7 protein-coding genes are annotated in these 17,243 nt (G+C 66.1%); 6 read left to right on the forward strand and 1 reads right to left on the reverse strand.

Annotation, left to right across the window (positions count from 1 at the left end; genetic code table 11):
• Positions 1 to 44 precede the first annotated feature (44 nt).
• The 6 genes from AXK60_RS00815 to brxD all read left to right on the forward strand — a co-directional run bounded on the left by AXK60_RS00815 (position 45) and on the right by brxD (position 16,705).
• A complete protein-coding gene (locus AXK60_RS00815) occupies positions 45 to 4,085 on the forward strand; it encodes a protein kinase domain-containing protein (RefSeq protein ID WP_068569100.1) in 4,041 nt (1,346 codons plus the stop codon).
• Complete coding sequence (gene pglX, locus AXK60_RS00820; protein ID WP_068569101.1) at positions 4,082 to 7,600, forward strand: BREX-2 system adenine-specific DNA-methyltransferase PglX; 3,519 nt, start codon at positions 4,082 to 4,084, stop codon at positions 7,598 to 7,600. Before AXK60_RS00815 ends, pglX begins: the two co-directional genes overlap by 4 nt.
• A gap of 26 nt (positions 7,601 to 7,626) precedes the next feature.
• Positions 7,627 to 8,724: a pentapeptide repeat-containing protein gene (locus AXK60_RS25525; RefSeq protein WP_139057678.1), complete on the forward strand. Its 1,098-nt coding sequence runs from the start codon at positions 7,627 to 7,629 to the stop codon at positions 8,722 to 8,724.
• A 183-nt stretch (positions 8,725 to 8,907) separates the two neighbouring features.
• Positions 8,908 to 12,663: a BREX-2 system ATPase PglY family protein gene (locus AXK60_RS00825; RefSeq protein ID WP_068569102.1), complete on the forward strand. Its 3,756-nt coding sequence runs from the start codon at positions 8,908 to 8,910 to the stop codon at positions 12,661 to 12,663.
• On the forward strand, positions 12,660 to 15,419 hold the full coding sequence (gene pglZ / locus AXK60_RS00830; protein WP_068569103.1) for a BREX-2 system phosphatase PglZ: 2,760 nt from the start codon (positions 12,660 to 12,662) through the stop codon (positions 15,417 to 15,419). The genes AXK60_RS00825 and pglZ overlap by 4 nt, the downstream gene beginning before the upstream one ends.
• On the forward strand, positions 15,416 to 16,705 hold the full coding sequence (gene brxD / locus AXK60_RS00835; RefSeq protein WP_068569104.1) for a BREX system ATP-binding protein BrxD: 1,290 nt from the start codon (positions 15,416 to 15,418) through the stop codon (positions 16,703 to 16,705). Before pglZ ends, brxD begins: the two co-directional genes overlap by 4 nt.
• A 17-nt stretch (positions 16,706 to 16,722) precedes the next feature.
• Here the strand turns inward: brxD and AXK60_RS00840 are convergent, their stop codons facing one another.
• Positions 16,723 to 17,181, reverse strand: a complete 459-nt coding sequence (locus AXK60_RS00840) for a hypothetical protein (protein ID WP_139057679.1) — start codon at positions 17,179 to 17,181, stop codon at positions 16,723 to 16,725.
• Between the last annotated feature and the right edge of the window lie 62 nt (positions 17,182 to 17,243).

Here is a 17,243-nt window from a genome sequence, read left to right on the forward strand (position 1 = left end):
GGAGATCCCGCGCGGACGCGGGTGGGACGTGGGAGGTGTAGACGGTGGCTGGCGAGGATCGCTGGATCGAGGTCACGCCGTCGAACTACGCCCACGAGGCAGCCGGCCTGCGGCTTCTCCGTGAGATCTTTCCGAACACCTCCCCGTACCGCGCCTGGACCAACTTCGAGTTCATGGACGGCCAGGGTCAGTGGCACGAGATCGATGCTGCGATCCTGGGCCGCGGTCGGCTGCATCTGATCGAGATGAAGTCCTACGCCGGCCACCTCACGGGCACGGAGCAGACGTGGACCCGCCAGTTCAGTAGCGGCCGCACCAAGACGGAACGCTCACCGTTGATCCTCACGCGCCGCAAGGCGCAGCGGCTCTCGTCCCGCATCAAGGACGAGGCCCGCAAGGTCGCGGCGGAGCACGGACTGAACCCGAGCAAGGTCGACCGCGCCCTGCCGTGGATCCAAGAGTGCGTCTTCCTCCACGGGGACGACTTCACCACGGATTTAAGCGATCTCGCCAAGTCGAGCCTCTTCGGCATCGACGGCCTCGAATCCGTGACCGGGCTTCCCGGGATCTCCAGTCGCGTCCTCGAGCCTCCGCGCGATCGCCAGCCGATCCACGAGGACATCAGTGTGATCGTCGGCTTGGCGATGCGCGCGCTCACCGGCCACCGTCGGGCGGAGAGACACGCGGGCTCGTGGACCATCACCGGTCAGCCGCTCGCCGCCGGCGACGATTGGCAGGAGTGGGAGGCGCAACACCAGACCACGAACTCCAAGGCGCGCGCGCGGATCATCAGCATGCCGCCCGGCACTCCGACGCAGGCGCGGCTCGCCCGCTTCCGCGCGATGAACCGCGAGTTCACGCTCCTCGAGGGACTGCGTCACGATTCGATCGTCTCGCCCATCGATCTCCCACAGGACACGCACGGCAACACCGTGATCGTGTACCCGGAGATCGAGGGATTCACGCCGCTCGACCTGTATCTCGCCGAGCACGATCTCACCGCCGACCAGCAACTCGAGGTCCTCCAGCAGGCCGCCGACGCGCTGGCCTACGCCCACCGCAACCACGTCGCACACCGCGGGCTCACCCCCGGCAGCGTGCTGGTCAAGGTCGACGACGGTGCGGTGTCCGTGAAGCTGGTCGACTGGACCTGGGCGGGCAAGATCCACCAGGGCACCGCCACCCCGGGCACGGCCCTCGGGTCCGCCGAGCAGCCCACACAGAACGATGTCTTCCAGGCGCCCGAGGATCGGTGGGCGCAGGACGCCGACCGCGTGGCGATCGACATGTTCTCACTCGGGGCGCTCGCGTATTTCCTCCTCTCGGGCGGCGACGCGCCAGCGCGCGACCGGGCCGAGCTCCTGAACCGCCTTCGCCAGGAGGGCGGGCTCGATCTCGCGGCCTCGGGGCGGTTCGTCGACGGTGACCTCCGCGATCTGGTCCTCACGGTCACGTCGCCGCAGGCGACGAAGCGCACGAAGCCGATCACCACCAAGGATGAGACCTTCGGCGCCCAGGAGTTCGCCGGCGCGCTGGCCAACCACCGCAAGAACACCGCCGATGACGCTCCCGAGGTCGATCCGCTCAATCCTGCCCAGGACGATGTGATCGACGACCGTTTCGACGTGGTCAAGGTGCTCGGCGCGGGTTCCACCGCGCGCGGCATCCTGGTCCGGGACCGCGAGGCCGACGACGCGGAGCGCGTCCTCAAGGTCGGCATCGACGACGGTGCCGCCTCCCGGCTCGCCGACGAGGCCGAGACCCTGCGTTCAGTGGCGGACCTGGCGCCGGCGCTCACCGGCGTGGTCCGGCTCATCGAGGGCCCGATGCAGTTGCCGCGCGACCGAACCGCTCTGCTGCTCTCCTACTGCGGCCAGCAGACCCTGGCCGACTTGGTGCGCTACGACTCCGTTTCGGAGAACCGACTCAAACTGTGGGGCACGGAACTGCTCAGCACGCTGATCGGCCTCGACGAGGCCGGCATCACCCACCGCGATATCAAGCCGTCCAACCTGGGCCTGTACCGCGAGCCCGGACGCAACACGCAGCCCCGACTGGTGCTCTTCGACTTCTCCCTCGCCCGGGCGTCGGCGGATTCGATCGACGCGGGCACTCCCCCCTACCGGGACCCGGACCTGGGCATCGGCACCCGTCGCGCGTACGACTCCGCCGCAGAACGCTATTCCGTGGCCGTGGTCCTGTACGAGATGGCCACGGCGTCCACTCCGCTGTACGGCGACGGCCGGAGCGATCCCCGCGCCCTCACCGACGAGCCGACCATCGAGGTGGAGGACTTCGTCGCGCACGACTTCGCTCCCACGCGCGCACAGGCCCTCACGGAGTTCTTCCGCCGCGCACTCGCCCGGGACGCGCGCAAGCGTTTCGACACGGCTCCGGCGATGCGCGAAGCGTGGGTCGCTGTGTTCGCGGCGAAGTCGTCGGAACCGAAGCCACCGCCCGCTCCTCCAACGACGGCAAAGCCTGCCCGACCGGTCACCACTTCACCTCCGCTGACCAGCCTGACCGGCATCACGGACGCGATGCTCGCCGTCGCGGGCACCAAGGCATCGGGAGTCCGTCGACAGGTGGTGGCCCTCCTTCTCGGCACCCACGAACAGTCCCCCACCGATCCCTTCGAGTCGTACGGCCGGCTAGCGGAGACCCTGGAGGTGACGCCGGGCCGGATAGCGCAGATCTTCATGGAGTTCTCCACGCTCTGGGAGAAGAATCCGCAGTTGAACACCACGATTGAGAAGATCTATGGCTCGGTGATCGCGCTGCTGGAGTCCTCGGGCGGAGTCTCGACACCGGATCTGCTTGCCCGTGAACTGGTTGCCGGCTTCGACGACTCGGCGGATCGGACTCTGGAACGCCGCGCACTCGGCGTCCTGCGCATCGCCCTCGCTTCCGGGCTGGACGCCGACGGTGCGCGGATCAGCCCGGTCCGGCGGCAGGCCACCGGCAGTGTGGCAATGCTCACGCTCTCCAAGCAGGCCCAAGCACTGCCCCGGGAGCTGGCGAAGGCCGCGGAGAAGCTGGTCGACGGTGCCGAATCTGACGGCCGGTCCCTGGTCGGTCCGGCAGAGGCCACCGCTGAGTTGCGCCGAGCCGCAGCGAAGGTGCTGGGCGATGCCGCCGATCAGGTGGAGGTGCCCACGCACGTCCTGCTGCGGATTGCGGCGACCTCCTCCGCGGAGATCGCCCTGTCCGCCCGCGACGAGCTGCATAGGATCCCTCTGGATCCAAGGGCTGCGCTGCGAGAGGTCCTTGCAGGTGCGTCCCGCACCGAGACTTTCACGGTGAAGACCTTGCGCTCGCGCATCGCAGCGCGGTTCCCCCACGCGGCACCGCTGCCGTCCGGCGAGGCGCTGCAGGCACTCGTCGAGGACGTGCTTCCCGGCACGGAGTGGAACGCGGACGAGCAACGCTTCCAACGGAAGCCCGATCCGGATCAATTCACGAAGGTCCCCACGTACACCACGCGGACGGCCCCACCGACGCAGCTGCAGTCCGGTAACGAGCTGGAGGTACTGCTGGCGAGCAGCTCACGCGACCGGACCTTCCGTGCGATCGGCGTGCCTCTCGGCGACACCGATCGCGTCGCCGAGGCGATCGCCGCGCGCTTCGGCGCCGTCCATATCGACGTGACCGAGGTGCTGCTGAGCGAGATGCGCGCCCGTGCGGCTGCGGCCGGGGCCCCGTGGGACGCAATCGTTGCGGCAGACTCCGGCGCGTCGAGCGAACGTGAAAACCTCAAAGCCTTCGTCACGCAGTGCATCCCGGCAATCGTCGAGCGTGCATCTTCTGCCGACGCGCCTGTGGTCCTCACCGACCTTTCGACGCTCGCCGCCTACGGTCAACTCGGTGTGCTGCAACGCTGGGTGGACGTCACGAACCCGCCGCCGCACGCGGTCTGGGCCCTAGTGCCGCAGCCGGAGGAGTCCGGCGGCCGGCCGGGTGCCCGGGTGGACGACATCGCGCTCCCCCAGTCCGCGCCCGAGCAGTTCGTCCAGGCATCGGACGACGATGTCCGTGCCCTGATCTCCGCGTCCACATCCAGTTCTTCCGAGGAGTCTCGTCGATGACCGTCGCCACCACGTCCGGTGCCGAGCTGAACGCTGCACTGAAGCCGCAGCTGAAGGCACTCGTGGAGGACATGCGAGCGCGCCTGAACGACGACGAGGCCGGTGCCCTCGCCCAGTGGCGTGAGACCTACGACGACGCGCGCAAACAGGAGCGCACCGCAGTCTCGTGGACGGACTGGTCGGAGGACCAGCTCACGCAGGCAGCGGTGGGCTGGCTACTCACCTCAGTGTTCGTGCGGTTCTGCGAAGACAACCTCCTGCTCGGCAATACCGGGGTGTGGATCACCAGCCCTGATCCCACGCTGCGCCAGCGCGCCCTCGATGCGGAGAACAGCTTCTACCGCAGCAACCCGGACGCCTCGTACCGTGAGTGGCTGCAAGTGGCGTTCAACGAGCTCGGTGCACACCGCGCCACCAAGGGGCTGGTCGATAGCCACGCCGCAATCCACATCTTCGCGCCGAGTTCGGATGCCGTGCAGCGGCTTCTGGAATTCTGGCGCGCAACCGATGACGACGGCGCCCTTGTCTGGACCTTCGCCGATCCCCAGCTGGAGACCCGCTTCCTCGGCGACCTGTATCAAGATCTCTCGGACTTCGCGAAGAAGAAGTACGCCCTGCTCCAGACTCCGGTGTTCGTCGAGGAATTCCTCCTCGACCAGACCCTCGAGCCTGCACTGGCCGATCGCCCGCTCGACGGTTTCAAGTTGATCGACCCCACGTGCGGCTCGGGCCATTTCCTTCTGGGCGCATTCCAGCGGCTTCTCGGTCGATGGCGTGCCCAAGCCCCCGCGATGGAGCCGCGGGCCCTGGCCGACAAGGCTCTCGAGTCCATCTACGGCGTCGACCTCAACCCCTTCGCCGTCTCGATCGCCCAGTTCCGGCTGCTCGTCGCCGCCATGCAGGCCTCCGGTGATTCCTCGCTCATAGGCCTCCCCGCGTTCACGATCAACGTGATCAACGGCGACTCCCTCCTCCACGGCCCCGAGGCCGGCGGCCGCGACGCCCTCGACTACGGCGACGTAGCGTTCGACAAGGACGCCGTCATTGCCGGCTTCGCCTACAGCACCGAGGACCGCACGAAGCTCGCCAAGTTCCTCGCCCCGGGCCAGTACGACTGCGTCGTCGGCAACCCGCCGTACATCACGGTCAAAGACAAGGCCCTCAACGCTCGCTACCGCGAGATCTACAACTACTGCAAGGGCACCTATGCGTTGACGGTGCCCTTCATGGAGCGCTTCTTCGCCCTCGCCCGGTCTGGAGACACCGCCGGCTGGGTCGGCCAAATCACGTCGAACTCCTTCATGAAGCGCGAGTTCGGCGTTCCGCTGATCGAGAAGTTCCTCGCCAACATCGACCTCCGACTCGTTATCGACACCTCCGGCGCCTACATACCGGGCCACGGCACTCCGACGGTGATCCTCGTCGGCCGCAACCAAAGTATCGTCTCCGACACCGTGCGAGCGGTCCTTGGTATCCAAGGCGAGCCCGGCGCACCGCCGGATCCCGCAGCAGGTAAGGTGTGGACATCCATCACACGCCGCGTCGAACAGCCAGGGTACGAAGGCCAATGGATTTCCGTCACCGATCTGCCACGGGCGAACCTCAACGTTCATCCCTGGAGCCTGTCGGGCGGCGGAGCCGTCGAGCTCCTCGCAACCTTGAATGCTGCAGGACTCGCAATCGTAGGGGACGTCATCGCGGGTCGAATCGGATTCGCTAGTTTCCCTGGCGCAGATGATGCATTCTTTGCTCCCCGGCACTCGCTGCTGCGAGCGGGCATCTCAGCCGAGCATGTTCGGTCCGTAATTCTTGGCGAAGCTGTTCGCGACTGGACCACCTCTGATGTCGAATGGAGCTTCAACCCATACGACGCCAACTTCGATGAAATCCCGCTCGATGAAAGCTCTGCTTGGTACCGGCGGATGTGGCCCCTGCGCCGAACCCTCACATCGGTTACGGGATTTGGAGGAGAAACGCAGGCAGATTCCGGTGCCAAGTGGTGGACCTGGTACCGCTGGGTCCGAGCCCGCTACCTGACCCCCCTCTCGATCACGTTCGCCTTCGTCTCCACCCACAACCACTTCGTCCTCGACCGCGGCGGCAAGGTCTTCAAGCAGTCCGCACCGGTGATCAAGCTCCCTGAGGGCTCCACCGAAGACGACCACCTCCGCCTCCTCGGCATCCTCAACAGCTCCACCGCCTGCTTCTGGCTCAAGCAGAACAGTCAGAGCAAGGGGGGAAGCGGAATCGGACGCGGTCTCCAGGATGAGGCGTGGGAGAACCGATACGAGTTCACAGGAACGACTCTGCAGGATTTCCCGCTACCAGCCGATAGTCCCCTGCTCCGCAGTCGCCATCTTGATTCACTCGCAACGACCCTGGCTGACCACCAGCCGGCGACGGTCATAGCGCAGTCCACCCCGTCTCTGCACCGACTTGAGAAGGCTCAGCGGGAGTCAGAGCGCCTCACGTCCGAGCTGATGTCCGAGCAGGAGGAGCTCGACTGGGAGACATACCGACACTACGGGCTGACCCACGTCGATCTCACCCTTCCACCCGGTACGGCTCCCGGACTTACGCTGGGTGAACGCGCCTTCGAGATCGCCCTCGCTCGCTGCGCCGCCGTCGGCGAAGTGGACACCGCGTGGTTCGCACGCCACGGATCGACCCCGATCACCGACATACCCGAGAAATGGCCCGCCGAGTACCGAGATCTCGTCCAGCGCCGGCTCGACGAGATCGACTCGAACCCGTTCATCCGCCTGCTGGAGAAACCCGAGTACAAACGCCGTTGGGCCGGCGAGTCCTGGGACTCGAAGCTCGAGCGCGCCCTGCGGAACTGGCTCCTCGATCACCTCGAGGACGAGTCCCTCTGGTTCACCCCACAGGGCACACCGCAGCCACTATCCGTCGCTGAGCTGGCCGCCCGAGTCGAGACTAATCCGGAGTTCATCACCGCCCTCGACATGTGGGCTGGTCAGAAGGATGCCCCGGTCACCAAGACTCTGGACAAGCTCCTCAAGGACGAGGCCGTCCCCTTCCTCGCCGAACTCCGCTACAAGCCCTCCGGTCTGCGCAAACGCGCAGAGTGGGAGAAGGTCTGGGAGCTCCAGCGTCAGGAGGACGCTGGTCTGGTCAAGGCCGAAGACATCCCCGTCCCCCCGAAGTACACCAGCGCCGACTTCAAGAAGCCCTCGTATTGGCAGCACCGCGGCAAACTCGATGTCCCCAAGGAACGCTTCATCTCTTACCCCGGCCTCGGTCGCGCCACCGACCCCACCCCCCTCCTCGGCTGGGCCGGCTGGAACCACGCCTACCAAGGCCTCGCTCTCGCGCTATTGCTCTCGGCACTCGAACCTGACACTGCGTTGGCAGCAAGAACATCAACTGCACGGACAGGGATTTCACAGCTGATGCCGTGGATTGAGCAGTACCACGATCACCTCGATTCCTCGCTAGGAGTAAACATCGCCAACTACCTCCGCACTCTTGTTTCTAATCCGAACCCGCAGTAGAGTAATGAAGCCAGGAATAACAAAAATTGCATGTCGAACGTATTATTCAGGGGTTTGCTAAGCATCGAACGTCTTGCTTTTCAGTCGCAGTCATCCTGTTGTACTCCGCGGCTCCAGCGATATTCTTCTTCGCCGCCCACAACCCAAACTGGGGAGAATTCTGGAAAGCCGCTGCAACTCCGTACGGAACAGTCACCGCCGGTTTCGCCGCCATTACCGCCGCTTCCCTTGCGCTCAAAAACGGGAGAGAAGACCGTCTGCACAAGACCGAAAGCGAATTGCCGAGAGACCTTGACACTCGCTACATGGCAGCCGTCAGCCAACTAAGCAACAAGGCCTCGATCGTGCGACTATCTGGCGTGCATAACCTTTATGCATTATCGAACGAATGGCGGAAGCTTCGAACACAAGGGGGCGAATCCGCGCGCCCGCCACTCGACGCCTTGCCGCCATCAACCACCGCAACAAATACGCTAAACAGTCAGCAGGCGTATAAAGCGAAGCTTGATCAAGTCGTCAATTCGGTGGAAGCGATCGGCGAGGTACGGGCAATCCGATCAGTTCTCAAGAGCTATCTAATGCAGAGGCGCCGTGACAGCCCGATCGACGAACGAAGATTCCCCGCATTTGACGAAGAGGCAGAGTCAGGCGAGCACGCGGTAAGACTAGCGGTACTAGACACTATTCGGAAAATCTCAACGGAATCAGGTGACCACCTCATCGATCTACGATCAGTCGATCTCCATGGACTAAGATTGGAGCGTATGGACTTTCAACAGTGCTTCCTCAGTGGCGCCGATATGTCGTACACCGTCCTCACCGGGTCAAACTTTTCCGGAACTGTGTTAAGCGGAGCGAATCTAACAGGTTCTCGCGCTTCGGGTGCGATCATGCAACACGCGCATCTCAACCGCGCCACCTTGACTCACACGAATTTGCGTGGCGCTCGACTCGAAGATGCCGACATCCGTCAGGCCACGTTGATTGGCACTCAATTGTCGGGATGTAAGCTCGAAGGCGCCCAGTTGACAGGAACGACGGTCAGAGAGATCCAGTACGATAGAAAGACAGTTTGGCCCCGCAATTATTCGCCCCCCAAGAAGCGGCGTCGACAGAAAGGCTAGTTTTCGACGCCCCCATACGCTCGGAAACGATACCCCAACAGCGCGCGATTTCTTGAGCCGACACCGATAGGCCAATTGATCGAATCTGCGTTCTATACGGCAAAATGCCCCGCGCCTCACCCTTAATTAACCCGAACGGATAGGCTCGAACCGACAGTCGACCAGATGGAGTAGCGCGCCACCATGTTCCCAGGCATCGGATCCCCCGCCCGCACGCTGCGGGAGACGTTCTCGATCCCCGAGTCGCACGGCACGAACGACTACGTGCTGCGCCTGTCGGACTCCGTCGAGCGCCGGCACATGCAGGGGACTGTCGATGCGTACGTGGTCACGCCGGCGATCGCCGAGGCCTTCGACCAGGCGCTCGGCACCGTCGAGGAGTCGCTCCGCACTGGGGAGAACAAGGCCGCGTACCTGAACGGCTCGTTCGGGTCCGGTAAGTCGCACTTCATGGCCGTGCTCTACGGCGTGCTCGGGCACGCGCCCGAGGCCCTGGCCATCACGGACCTGCAGCCGATCATCGCGAAGCACCCCAGGATCGCGGACGCGAATCTGCTGCGGCTCACCTTCCACTTCCTCGACTCCACCAGCACCGAATCGGCCCTGTTCGATCAGTACCTGCGTCAGATCACCCAACTGCACCCCGATGCCAGGCCCCCCGTTCTTCACTCCGCCGGCGGCCTCTTCGAGGACGCCGCGCGCCTCCGAACCGAGATGGGTGACGAGAAGTTCTTCGTCGGCCTGAACCAGGGCGAGGCGGCACCGTCGGGCACCGTGAACTGGGCTGCACTCGGCGCGGCGACCACCACCTGGAACGCCGACACCTACACCGAGGCATCGGCGCCCGGGGCCCCGGCGGCCGACCGGGCGCGGCTGCAGCAGGCGCTGATCGCGACGTACTTCACCAGTTTCTCCCGCAACACTGACTGGCTGCCGCTCGAGGACGGACTGGCCGTCATCGCAGACCACGCCAAATCACTCAGCTACGACGGCGTGGTCCTCCTCCTGGACGAGCTGGTGCTGTGGCTCACCTTCCTCATCACCGAGCGCGAGAAGTTCAGCGCCGAGGTCCAGAAGATCACCAAGCTGGTCGAAACCAGCCGTGGGCGCCTTGCGGTGCCGATCGCCTCGTTCATCGCCCGCCAGCACGACCTCTCCAAGTGGGTGGCAGGCGGCAGCGATTCCGGCGCCACCCAGCAGGCCGTCGAGCAGGCGTTCGCGCACCAGGCCGGCCGGTTCGGTGAGGTCACCCTCGGAGACGACAACCTGCCGTATATCGCCAAGAAGCGCCTTCTGCAACCGCTCAACGCGGATGCAGAAAACGCGCTGGAGGATTCGTTCGCCCGTATCGAGCGCAGCCCCAAAGTGTGGGACGTGTTGCTCGACGGCGTGAACACCGACGATCAGCACCGGGGTGCCGACGCCGACGCCTTCAAACTGACCTACCCGTTCTCTCCCGCTCTCATCGGCACCCTGCGCGCGCTCTCCGGCCAGATGCAGCGCGAGCGCACCGCTCTCAAGGTGATGCAGCAGATGCTGCAAGACGAGGCCGATCGGCTGACCATCTCCAACGTGATTCCCGTGGGCGATGCCTTCGACTACGTGATCGACAGTGCCGGCGGCACCGCGATCAACGCCGCCGCGGCGTCCACATTCAAGACAGCCCGCACCCTGTGGCTGGAGAAGCTGCGCCCGTTGCTCTTCCGCGAGGCGGGCGTCGACACCGACGTCGTCGACGGCGACACCCCGCCCGGACTGCGCGCCGACATCCGCATCGCCAAGACGCTGCTGATGGCCGCTATCGCGCCGAACGTGCCCGCGCTCAAGCAGATCGACGCCAACCGGCTCGCCTCGCTGAACCACGGCAGCGTGATCTCGCTGATCCCCGGCGATCAGGCCACACAGATCCTCGGCAAGGTCAAGCGGTGGGCCGCAGAGATCCCCGAGATCAGCGTGACCTCGGACGCCAACCCGATCATCTCCGCCTCCCTCGAATCGGTCGACTACGAACGGATCGTCAAGCGCGCCTCCGGCGAGGACACCGACGGCCGGCGCCGCGAACTCATTCGCCGGCTCCTCGCCGAGCAGTTCGGCGTCGCCGACGCGACCGCCACCATCGACGCTGCCCGCCTCCGCCAGATCGTCTGGCGCGGGACCGAGCGCACAGTCGAGATCGTCTTCGGCAACGTGCGCGACCGCGGCTACCTCTCCGACGACGCCTTCGTCCCGCAGACACACGGCGCGCTGCGCCTCGTGGTCGACCTCCCCTTCGACGACCCCGGCCACACCGTCCAGGAGGACCACGACCGCATCGACGAGCTGCGGCGCACCGGCGACGAGGCCTTCACCATCGCGTGGCTGCCCACGTTCTTCGACGACGACACCAACCGCCGCCTCGGCCGTCTCGTGGTGCTCGAGTACCTGCTCAACGGCGAACGGTGGAGCACCTACGCCAACGAGCTCCCTGAAGCGGACCGGTCCACTGCGAAGGCGATCCTCGAGGGCCAGCGCAGCCAGACCACCGCGCAGCTGGGGTTGGCGCTGCAAGTGGCGTACGGCGTAGTCGGCGGGGCGAAGGCGCCGGAGCCCTACCTCCGGCCCCTGCACTCCGGGGTCAACGTGAGCACGCCGATCGGCGGCACCCTCGGCGCCGCCGCGGAGCGCCTGTTCGCCGACTCGTTCGCCTCCCGGTTCCCCGAGCATCCCGAGTTCTCGCCCGAGGACAAGCTCATCCTGCGGCGTGATCTGAACCTCGTGCTCCGCCGCCTGCGGCAGGCGCAGTCGGTGCCGGATGGCCGGGTGGCTCTCGACCAGTCCGAACGCTCGACGGTGCGCCGCATCGTCGGACCGCTCGAGCTGGCCCGTACCAACGAGACCCACCTCATGTTCGGCCCGGATCAGTTCACCGCCTGGCAGAACCGCATCACCCAGGAGCTGGGGCGCGCCGGGATCGACGAGGGCGGCGCCGTCGAGGTGGCTGCACTGCGGCAGGCGATCGGGAAGATCTCGGAGCGCCGCGGCCTCACGGACGACATGGTCGACCTGATCGCTGCGGTGTGGGCCACACGGTCCAAGCGGTCCTGGTTCCTGTTCAAATCGACCGTCGAAGAGCCGGCGATCGGTGAGATCAAGCCGGCCATGGAGCTTCGACTCGAGCCCCTCCCCGATCAGGCCGTGTGGGAGCGCGCCGTGCAGCGGTGGAAGAGGTGGACCGGCCAGAACCTCAGCGAATACCTCACGGCGACGAACCTCGGCGTGTTCGGTGATGCGGTCCGGGAGTACGCACGCTCCGAGTTCGCCGGCCGCCGCAGCTTCGTCCGCGAACTGCAGGCGTACTACGACTACTTCGGGCTCCCCTTCACTGAGGGCCGCGGTCCGCTTGCGGCCGATCTGATGGAACTCTTTGAGGACCGGGTACCGGGCGCCAAGAACTTGGATCTGGTGCCTCTGATCGCGGACGCGTTGCTCCGCGGTTCCGACATCGAGGTCTCGCAATCGCTGGGCACCTCGTCCGAGGTCGGCGAGGCATTGGCGAAGTTTCCTGTGTCACGCTGGGACGTGCTCGTCCAAGCCCCCGACGACACGCCCCACGGCATGCAGGGCAAGCGAATCCTGATTGACATTCAATCGGCACTCAGCGCGCACGAATTCGCTGCTGGGCTGGCTTCAGCACTGCAGCGCGCCAACGGCCTGCGGGAGTCGTGGCTCGAGGCCCTCGCACAGCCGACCCGACCGATCGCGCCCCCGCCTCCCACACCTCCCGCTCCGGTCGCTGACGACGTGCCCCTCCCGTCGGATCCTGATCCGTCGATGTTTAGACCTGTCACGTTCGAGTTCGACGCCGGCACCGAGTCTGCTTTCGAACAGCGGCTGCAGGACTTGCTGCTGCAGCACCCCGGAGCACGATTCCAGGTCACTATCACCCGGGTGGACGAGTGACCGGTTCACTGCCGATCGCCGACCGCGCCGGAATCCGCGCGCTGGTAAGGCAACTCAAGGCGAAGGAGTACGCGCGCGGTGCGATCGCCGTCGCGGCGCGACCGGAGTGGTCCGGCGACCCGACGCTCACCGTCGACGGCCAGAGCGTCCGCGTGCGCACGGCCCCGAGCGTGCTCGCGATCCGCGACGCTCTCCTGGACCGGCACGAGGTGGACTGGGTCGTGATCCTCACGGACCGCCCGGCGACGGAGATCCCCGTCGGTGTGCAGGACCACCTCACCGGCCGGCACACGCTCTCCCACTTGGACCCGTGGCCCGCGCTGCGCGAAGCGTTCAACGCAACCGGCCAGGAATACAGCCTCCTGGGCAACAAGAACGACGCCGCGCGGTCGGCGCTGCGTTCGCTCCCGGATAACGTCCCTCCCGCCCCCGGCGGCGTGCTCACCGGCGACCACCTGTTCGGTGCACTGACCCGTGGCTTCGGGCTGGAGGCCGACAGTGTCTCACCACATCGCGTGGCGTTGTGGTCGATCTCCTCCACACATTTCAGGTTCGAGTCCTGGCGGGAGACGGCCGACCCGATCCTGATCGAGCAGTTCTACGACTGGTTGTCCGGCCGCCTCGGCGACGCGGGCCGTGCGATGATCTCCGTCTGGCGCACCCGGGGGCCGGCCGACCTGGTGCCGCTCGGCCTCGTTGCGGCACTCACCGATGACACTCATGCGGGAGCAACGTTCGACGCCGGCGCGCGGGACACGACCATCGCCGTGCGGACCCTGCTCACTCGCGCGCTCGGGGTCGAATTGACCGACCGAGAGATCCGCTCGTGGGGCACTGCCTCCACCCTGGCTGCGCAGGAGAACGGCACGGCATTGGTACTCCGGCGGGCGACCGACCTCGTTTCCGAGTTCTTGGCGACCCCGCTCGTCGCCCGCTCGGATGTGCTCCCTGATGCCCTCCCGCAGCGGCTCTCGCGGTTCGCAGCCGCCCTCGACACGGCGGTGGACGGCGGATCCCTCAGCGATGCCGAAGACCACTGGGAAGCGGTTCGCGCGCATTCGGCGGCCCTCGCAGACGGCCCAGACGCTCCGCAGGATGTGCGCGTCGCCCGGTCCGCGCTGCGGCTGCACCGTTGGACGCGCGGCGAGTTCGAGTCCCCCGCCGGGCTGGCCGCCTGGCTGCAGGCCTACCGAACAGAGCTGTCCTGGGTGGACGCGGCGGTCGATGAGGCCTTCGTCGGCGCAGAGGATCCCGCACTGCAGTCCGCCAACCGCCGAATCCTGGAGACGGTCCGCGCGAGACGTGGCGCATACGACCGTGAGTTCGCCGGGGAGCTCGCGGCCTCAGCAACACACGCCCCGTCCGGCGATGCGTTCCTGCCGATCGAGAATCTGCTCGACCGCGTCGTCGTACCGCTGACGCAACCTGCGCCGTCGACCTTCGATCACGATCGGCAGAACCGCTCCCCCGTACTACTGCTCGTCGCTGACGGTATGGGCTCCGCAGCGGCCAACGAGATCGTCACCGATCTCACGCGGCGCAGTCCGCAGTGGCAACAGTTCACGCGGGACGACCTACCCACTTCGGCGGTCGCGGTGCTTCCCACGGTCACGCGGTTCTCCCGGTGCTCGCTGCTCACCGGCGCTCTCACTGCCGGCGACCAGACCAAGGAGAAGCCCGGCTTCAGCTCGTGGCTCGAGCGAAACGGGCTGCCGGCCAAGCAGACCCCGCTGTTTCACAAGGCTCAGCTCGATGCCCTCGCCGGCGGCTCGCTCGCCCCAGATGTGCGCGAGTCCATCAATGACACCGTCGGCACCCCGGTGGTCGCGTGCGTGCTCAACACGATCGACGACGCCCTGGACAAGTCCGATCCGATCGGTACGGTCTGGACCGTCTCGCAGGTGCGGCACCTGGAGGCGCTGCTCTCGGCGGCCGCAACTGTCGGGCGCACCGTCGTCCTTGTCTCCGACCACGGACACGTCGTGGAGCGCAGTGAGGCACCGTCGGTGCAACGAGGTACCCGGACCTCCGCACGGCACCGCCCCGTCGACGAGCCCGCGGAGGCGTACGAGGTTCTCGTGCGCGGCCCCCGGGTCCTCGCGGACGGAAACGAGGAGATCCTCGCCGTCGACGAGCAGGTCCGGTACACGGGCAAGAAGGCCGGGTACCACGGCGGAGGGTCGCTGGCGGAAGTCACAATCCCCGTCACGATCCTCGTGAAGGGTGCCCCGCCCGACCACCTGGACCTCACACCCGGCGGCATCGAAGCGCCGCAATTCTGGAACCCGACGACCATCGTGAGCGTTCCACCGTTGAGCATCACAGTGCGTATGCTCCCCCCGAAGGTCACGGTGTCGCCGCCTCCCAAGCCCACGCGCAAGCAAGAGCCTCAGGGAGACGGCTTGTTCGATCTCCCGGGTATCTCCCCAGCATCTGCCCCGGCGCCAATCCACGACGACGCCGTGGTCGCCCTTGAGGCGAGCGACCTGTTCCGATCACAGATGCGTCGGTTCGCACCTCGCATGAAGCCCGAGTCCGTGGGCACCGTGATCCGGGAGGCGATCTCGCTTGGCGGCGTCCTTCCGCTGGCCCGCGTTGACGAACTCCTCGGGTCCACGTCCGGACGCGTCGGGCGAACGGCACCCACCCTGCTTCAGGTCTTCAACGTGGACGGCGTTGAGGCGGTGTCGGTGAACGGCACCGAGCTCGTGGTCGCCGCCGATGTCCTCTTCGAGCAGTTCGGAGTTCGGCGATGAGCCCCGTCTCCCCCGTTCGGCGCCGCGAGATTCTGCAGTCGCTGCGCCAGGGCACGGTTCCGGACGGTGGGCTCGATGCACTGGCCGTCGGTATCGACAGGTTCGCGGGAGCGATCGACGAAGACCTTGCGGCGGTAGCGGCCGGCGGATCCGCGTTCAAGGCCGTCCGCGGCGAGTACGGCGCGGGTAAGACCTTCTTCGCGCGGTGGGTGGAGCAACGGGCAATGGCACGAGGTTTCGCCGTCGCCGAGGTGCAGATCAGCGAGCTCGAAACTCCCCTACACCGGTTGGAGACGGTGTATCGGCGCACGATCGAGGAGCTTCGCACGTCCGCATTCACCAAGAGCGCGTTCCGTGCCGTGATCGATGCGTGGCTGTACGGCGTGGAAGAGGACGCCGCCGACGCCCTCGGGGCCGACGAGGCACCTGCGGCGGAGGTCGAGAAGTTGCTGGAGCAGCGACTGTCGACCGTCGCTTCATCCACACCGCAGTACCCGATGGTGTTGCGCAAGTACCGCGAAGCTCTGGAATCCGGCGATGCCGCCACCGCTGACGGGTTGATCGCCTGGCTCGGCGGCCAGCCCCACGTGGGCGCGCAGGCCAAGCGCTTCGCCGGGGTGAAGCAGGACGTCGACCACTTTCTCGCGATGGGCTTTCTCACCGGCCTGCTCTCGGTCCTCAAGGGTTCCAGGCACGCCGGGCTCGTTCTCGTCATCGACGAGGTGGAAACCCTGCAGCGCATGCGTCGCGATTCACGGGAGAAGGCGCTCAACGCACTCCGGCAGTGGCTCGACGAGCTGGACTCCGGCCGCTACCCCGGCCTGTACCTGATCGTCACCGGCACCCCGGCGTTCTACGACGGCCGGATGGGGGTCCAGACCTTGCCACCCCTCGCGCAACGCCTGCACACCGACTTCGGTGACCCGCGGTTCGACAACCCGCGCGCACCGCAGATCCGGCTCACTGGTTTCGACATGGACAAGCTTGTCGAAGTGGGCACTCGGGTACGGGATCTCTACGCCGACGGCGCCTCATCGCCCTCGCGGATTCGGTCCGTGTGCGACGACGCCTACCTGCGCGACCTCGCTGCGGCCGTTGCCGGCGAGCTGGGCGGGAAGGTCGGCGTGTCGCCCCGGCTGTTTCTCAAGAAACTCGTCGCCGACGTCCTGGACCGGATCGACCAGTTCGAGGACTTCGATCCCCGACGCGACTACCACCTAACCGTCGCGGCCACGGAACGTGATGAGGTTCTGCGCGCCGTTTCCGCGGATGACGTCGAGCTCTGACCCCGGACCACGCTCCGCTACTGCTCGAGAACGTTGGTGACTTCGGCACTCAATTCATACCCCGAGGATTCAGTGGAAATACTCGATTCCTCGGTGTACCGCATCTGAGTGCCTTTCAACGTGAATCGGTCGATCACCGGCGCCTCGCCACCGCTCACGGTGTAGATCACCGTGAGCTCGCGGCCAGCTAGGGCTCCGATCGGCCCGACGTACGTCGGATCGATGGTGTACCTGACGTTGCACCCCGCGGAGCCGAAGCACTTGCTCGACGTGACGATCACCTTGATCGTGAAGTCCTCAGGTCCGAAGACATGCTTGGGCTTTGCCGCGGTAGTCGTGGTGGCCGAGGTGCCCGCGGCGACTGCGGTGTCGGCTTGGCCGGACCCAGCGACAGGCTTGACGCCCAGCCCGCATCCGGTCGCAGCGGACAGTCCACCCAGCAGCACGACAACAGCGAAATTCTTACCAACATTCATGATCTTCCCCATTCCTTGAGACGCGGTTCGGATACCGAAGAAGGGTTTCCGAGTTTCGCTCG

It is taken from the genome of Tsukamurella pseudospumae, from assembly GCF_001575195.1.
Classification (GTDB): domain Bacteria; phylum Actinomycetota; class Actinomycetes; order Mycobacteriales; family Mycobacteriaceae; genus Tsukamurella; species Tsukamurella pseudospumae.

Excerpts from the sequence above, each read along its gene's own strand:
- AXK60_RS00825 (WP_068569102.1), top strand. The coding sequence starts at position 8,908 with ATGTTCCCAGGCATCGGATCCCCCGCCCGCACGCTGCGGGAGACGTTC.
- AXK60_RS00840 (WP_139057679.1), bottom strand. The coding sequence starts at position 17,181 with ATGAATGTTGGTAAGAATTTCGCTGTTGTCGTGCTGCTGGGTGGACTG.
- pglX (WP_068569101.1), top strand. The coding sequence starts at position 4,082 with ATGACCGTCGCCACCACGTCCGGTGCCGAGCTGAACGCTGCACTGAAG.
- brxD (WP_068569104.1), top strand. The coding sequence starts at position 15,416 with ATGAGCCCCGTCTCCCCCGTTCGGCGCCGCGAGATTCTGCAGTCGCTG.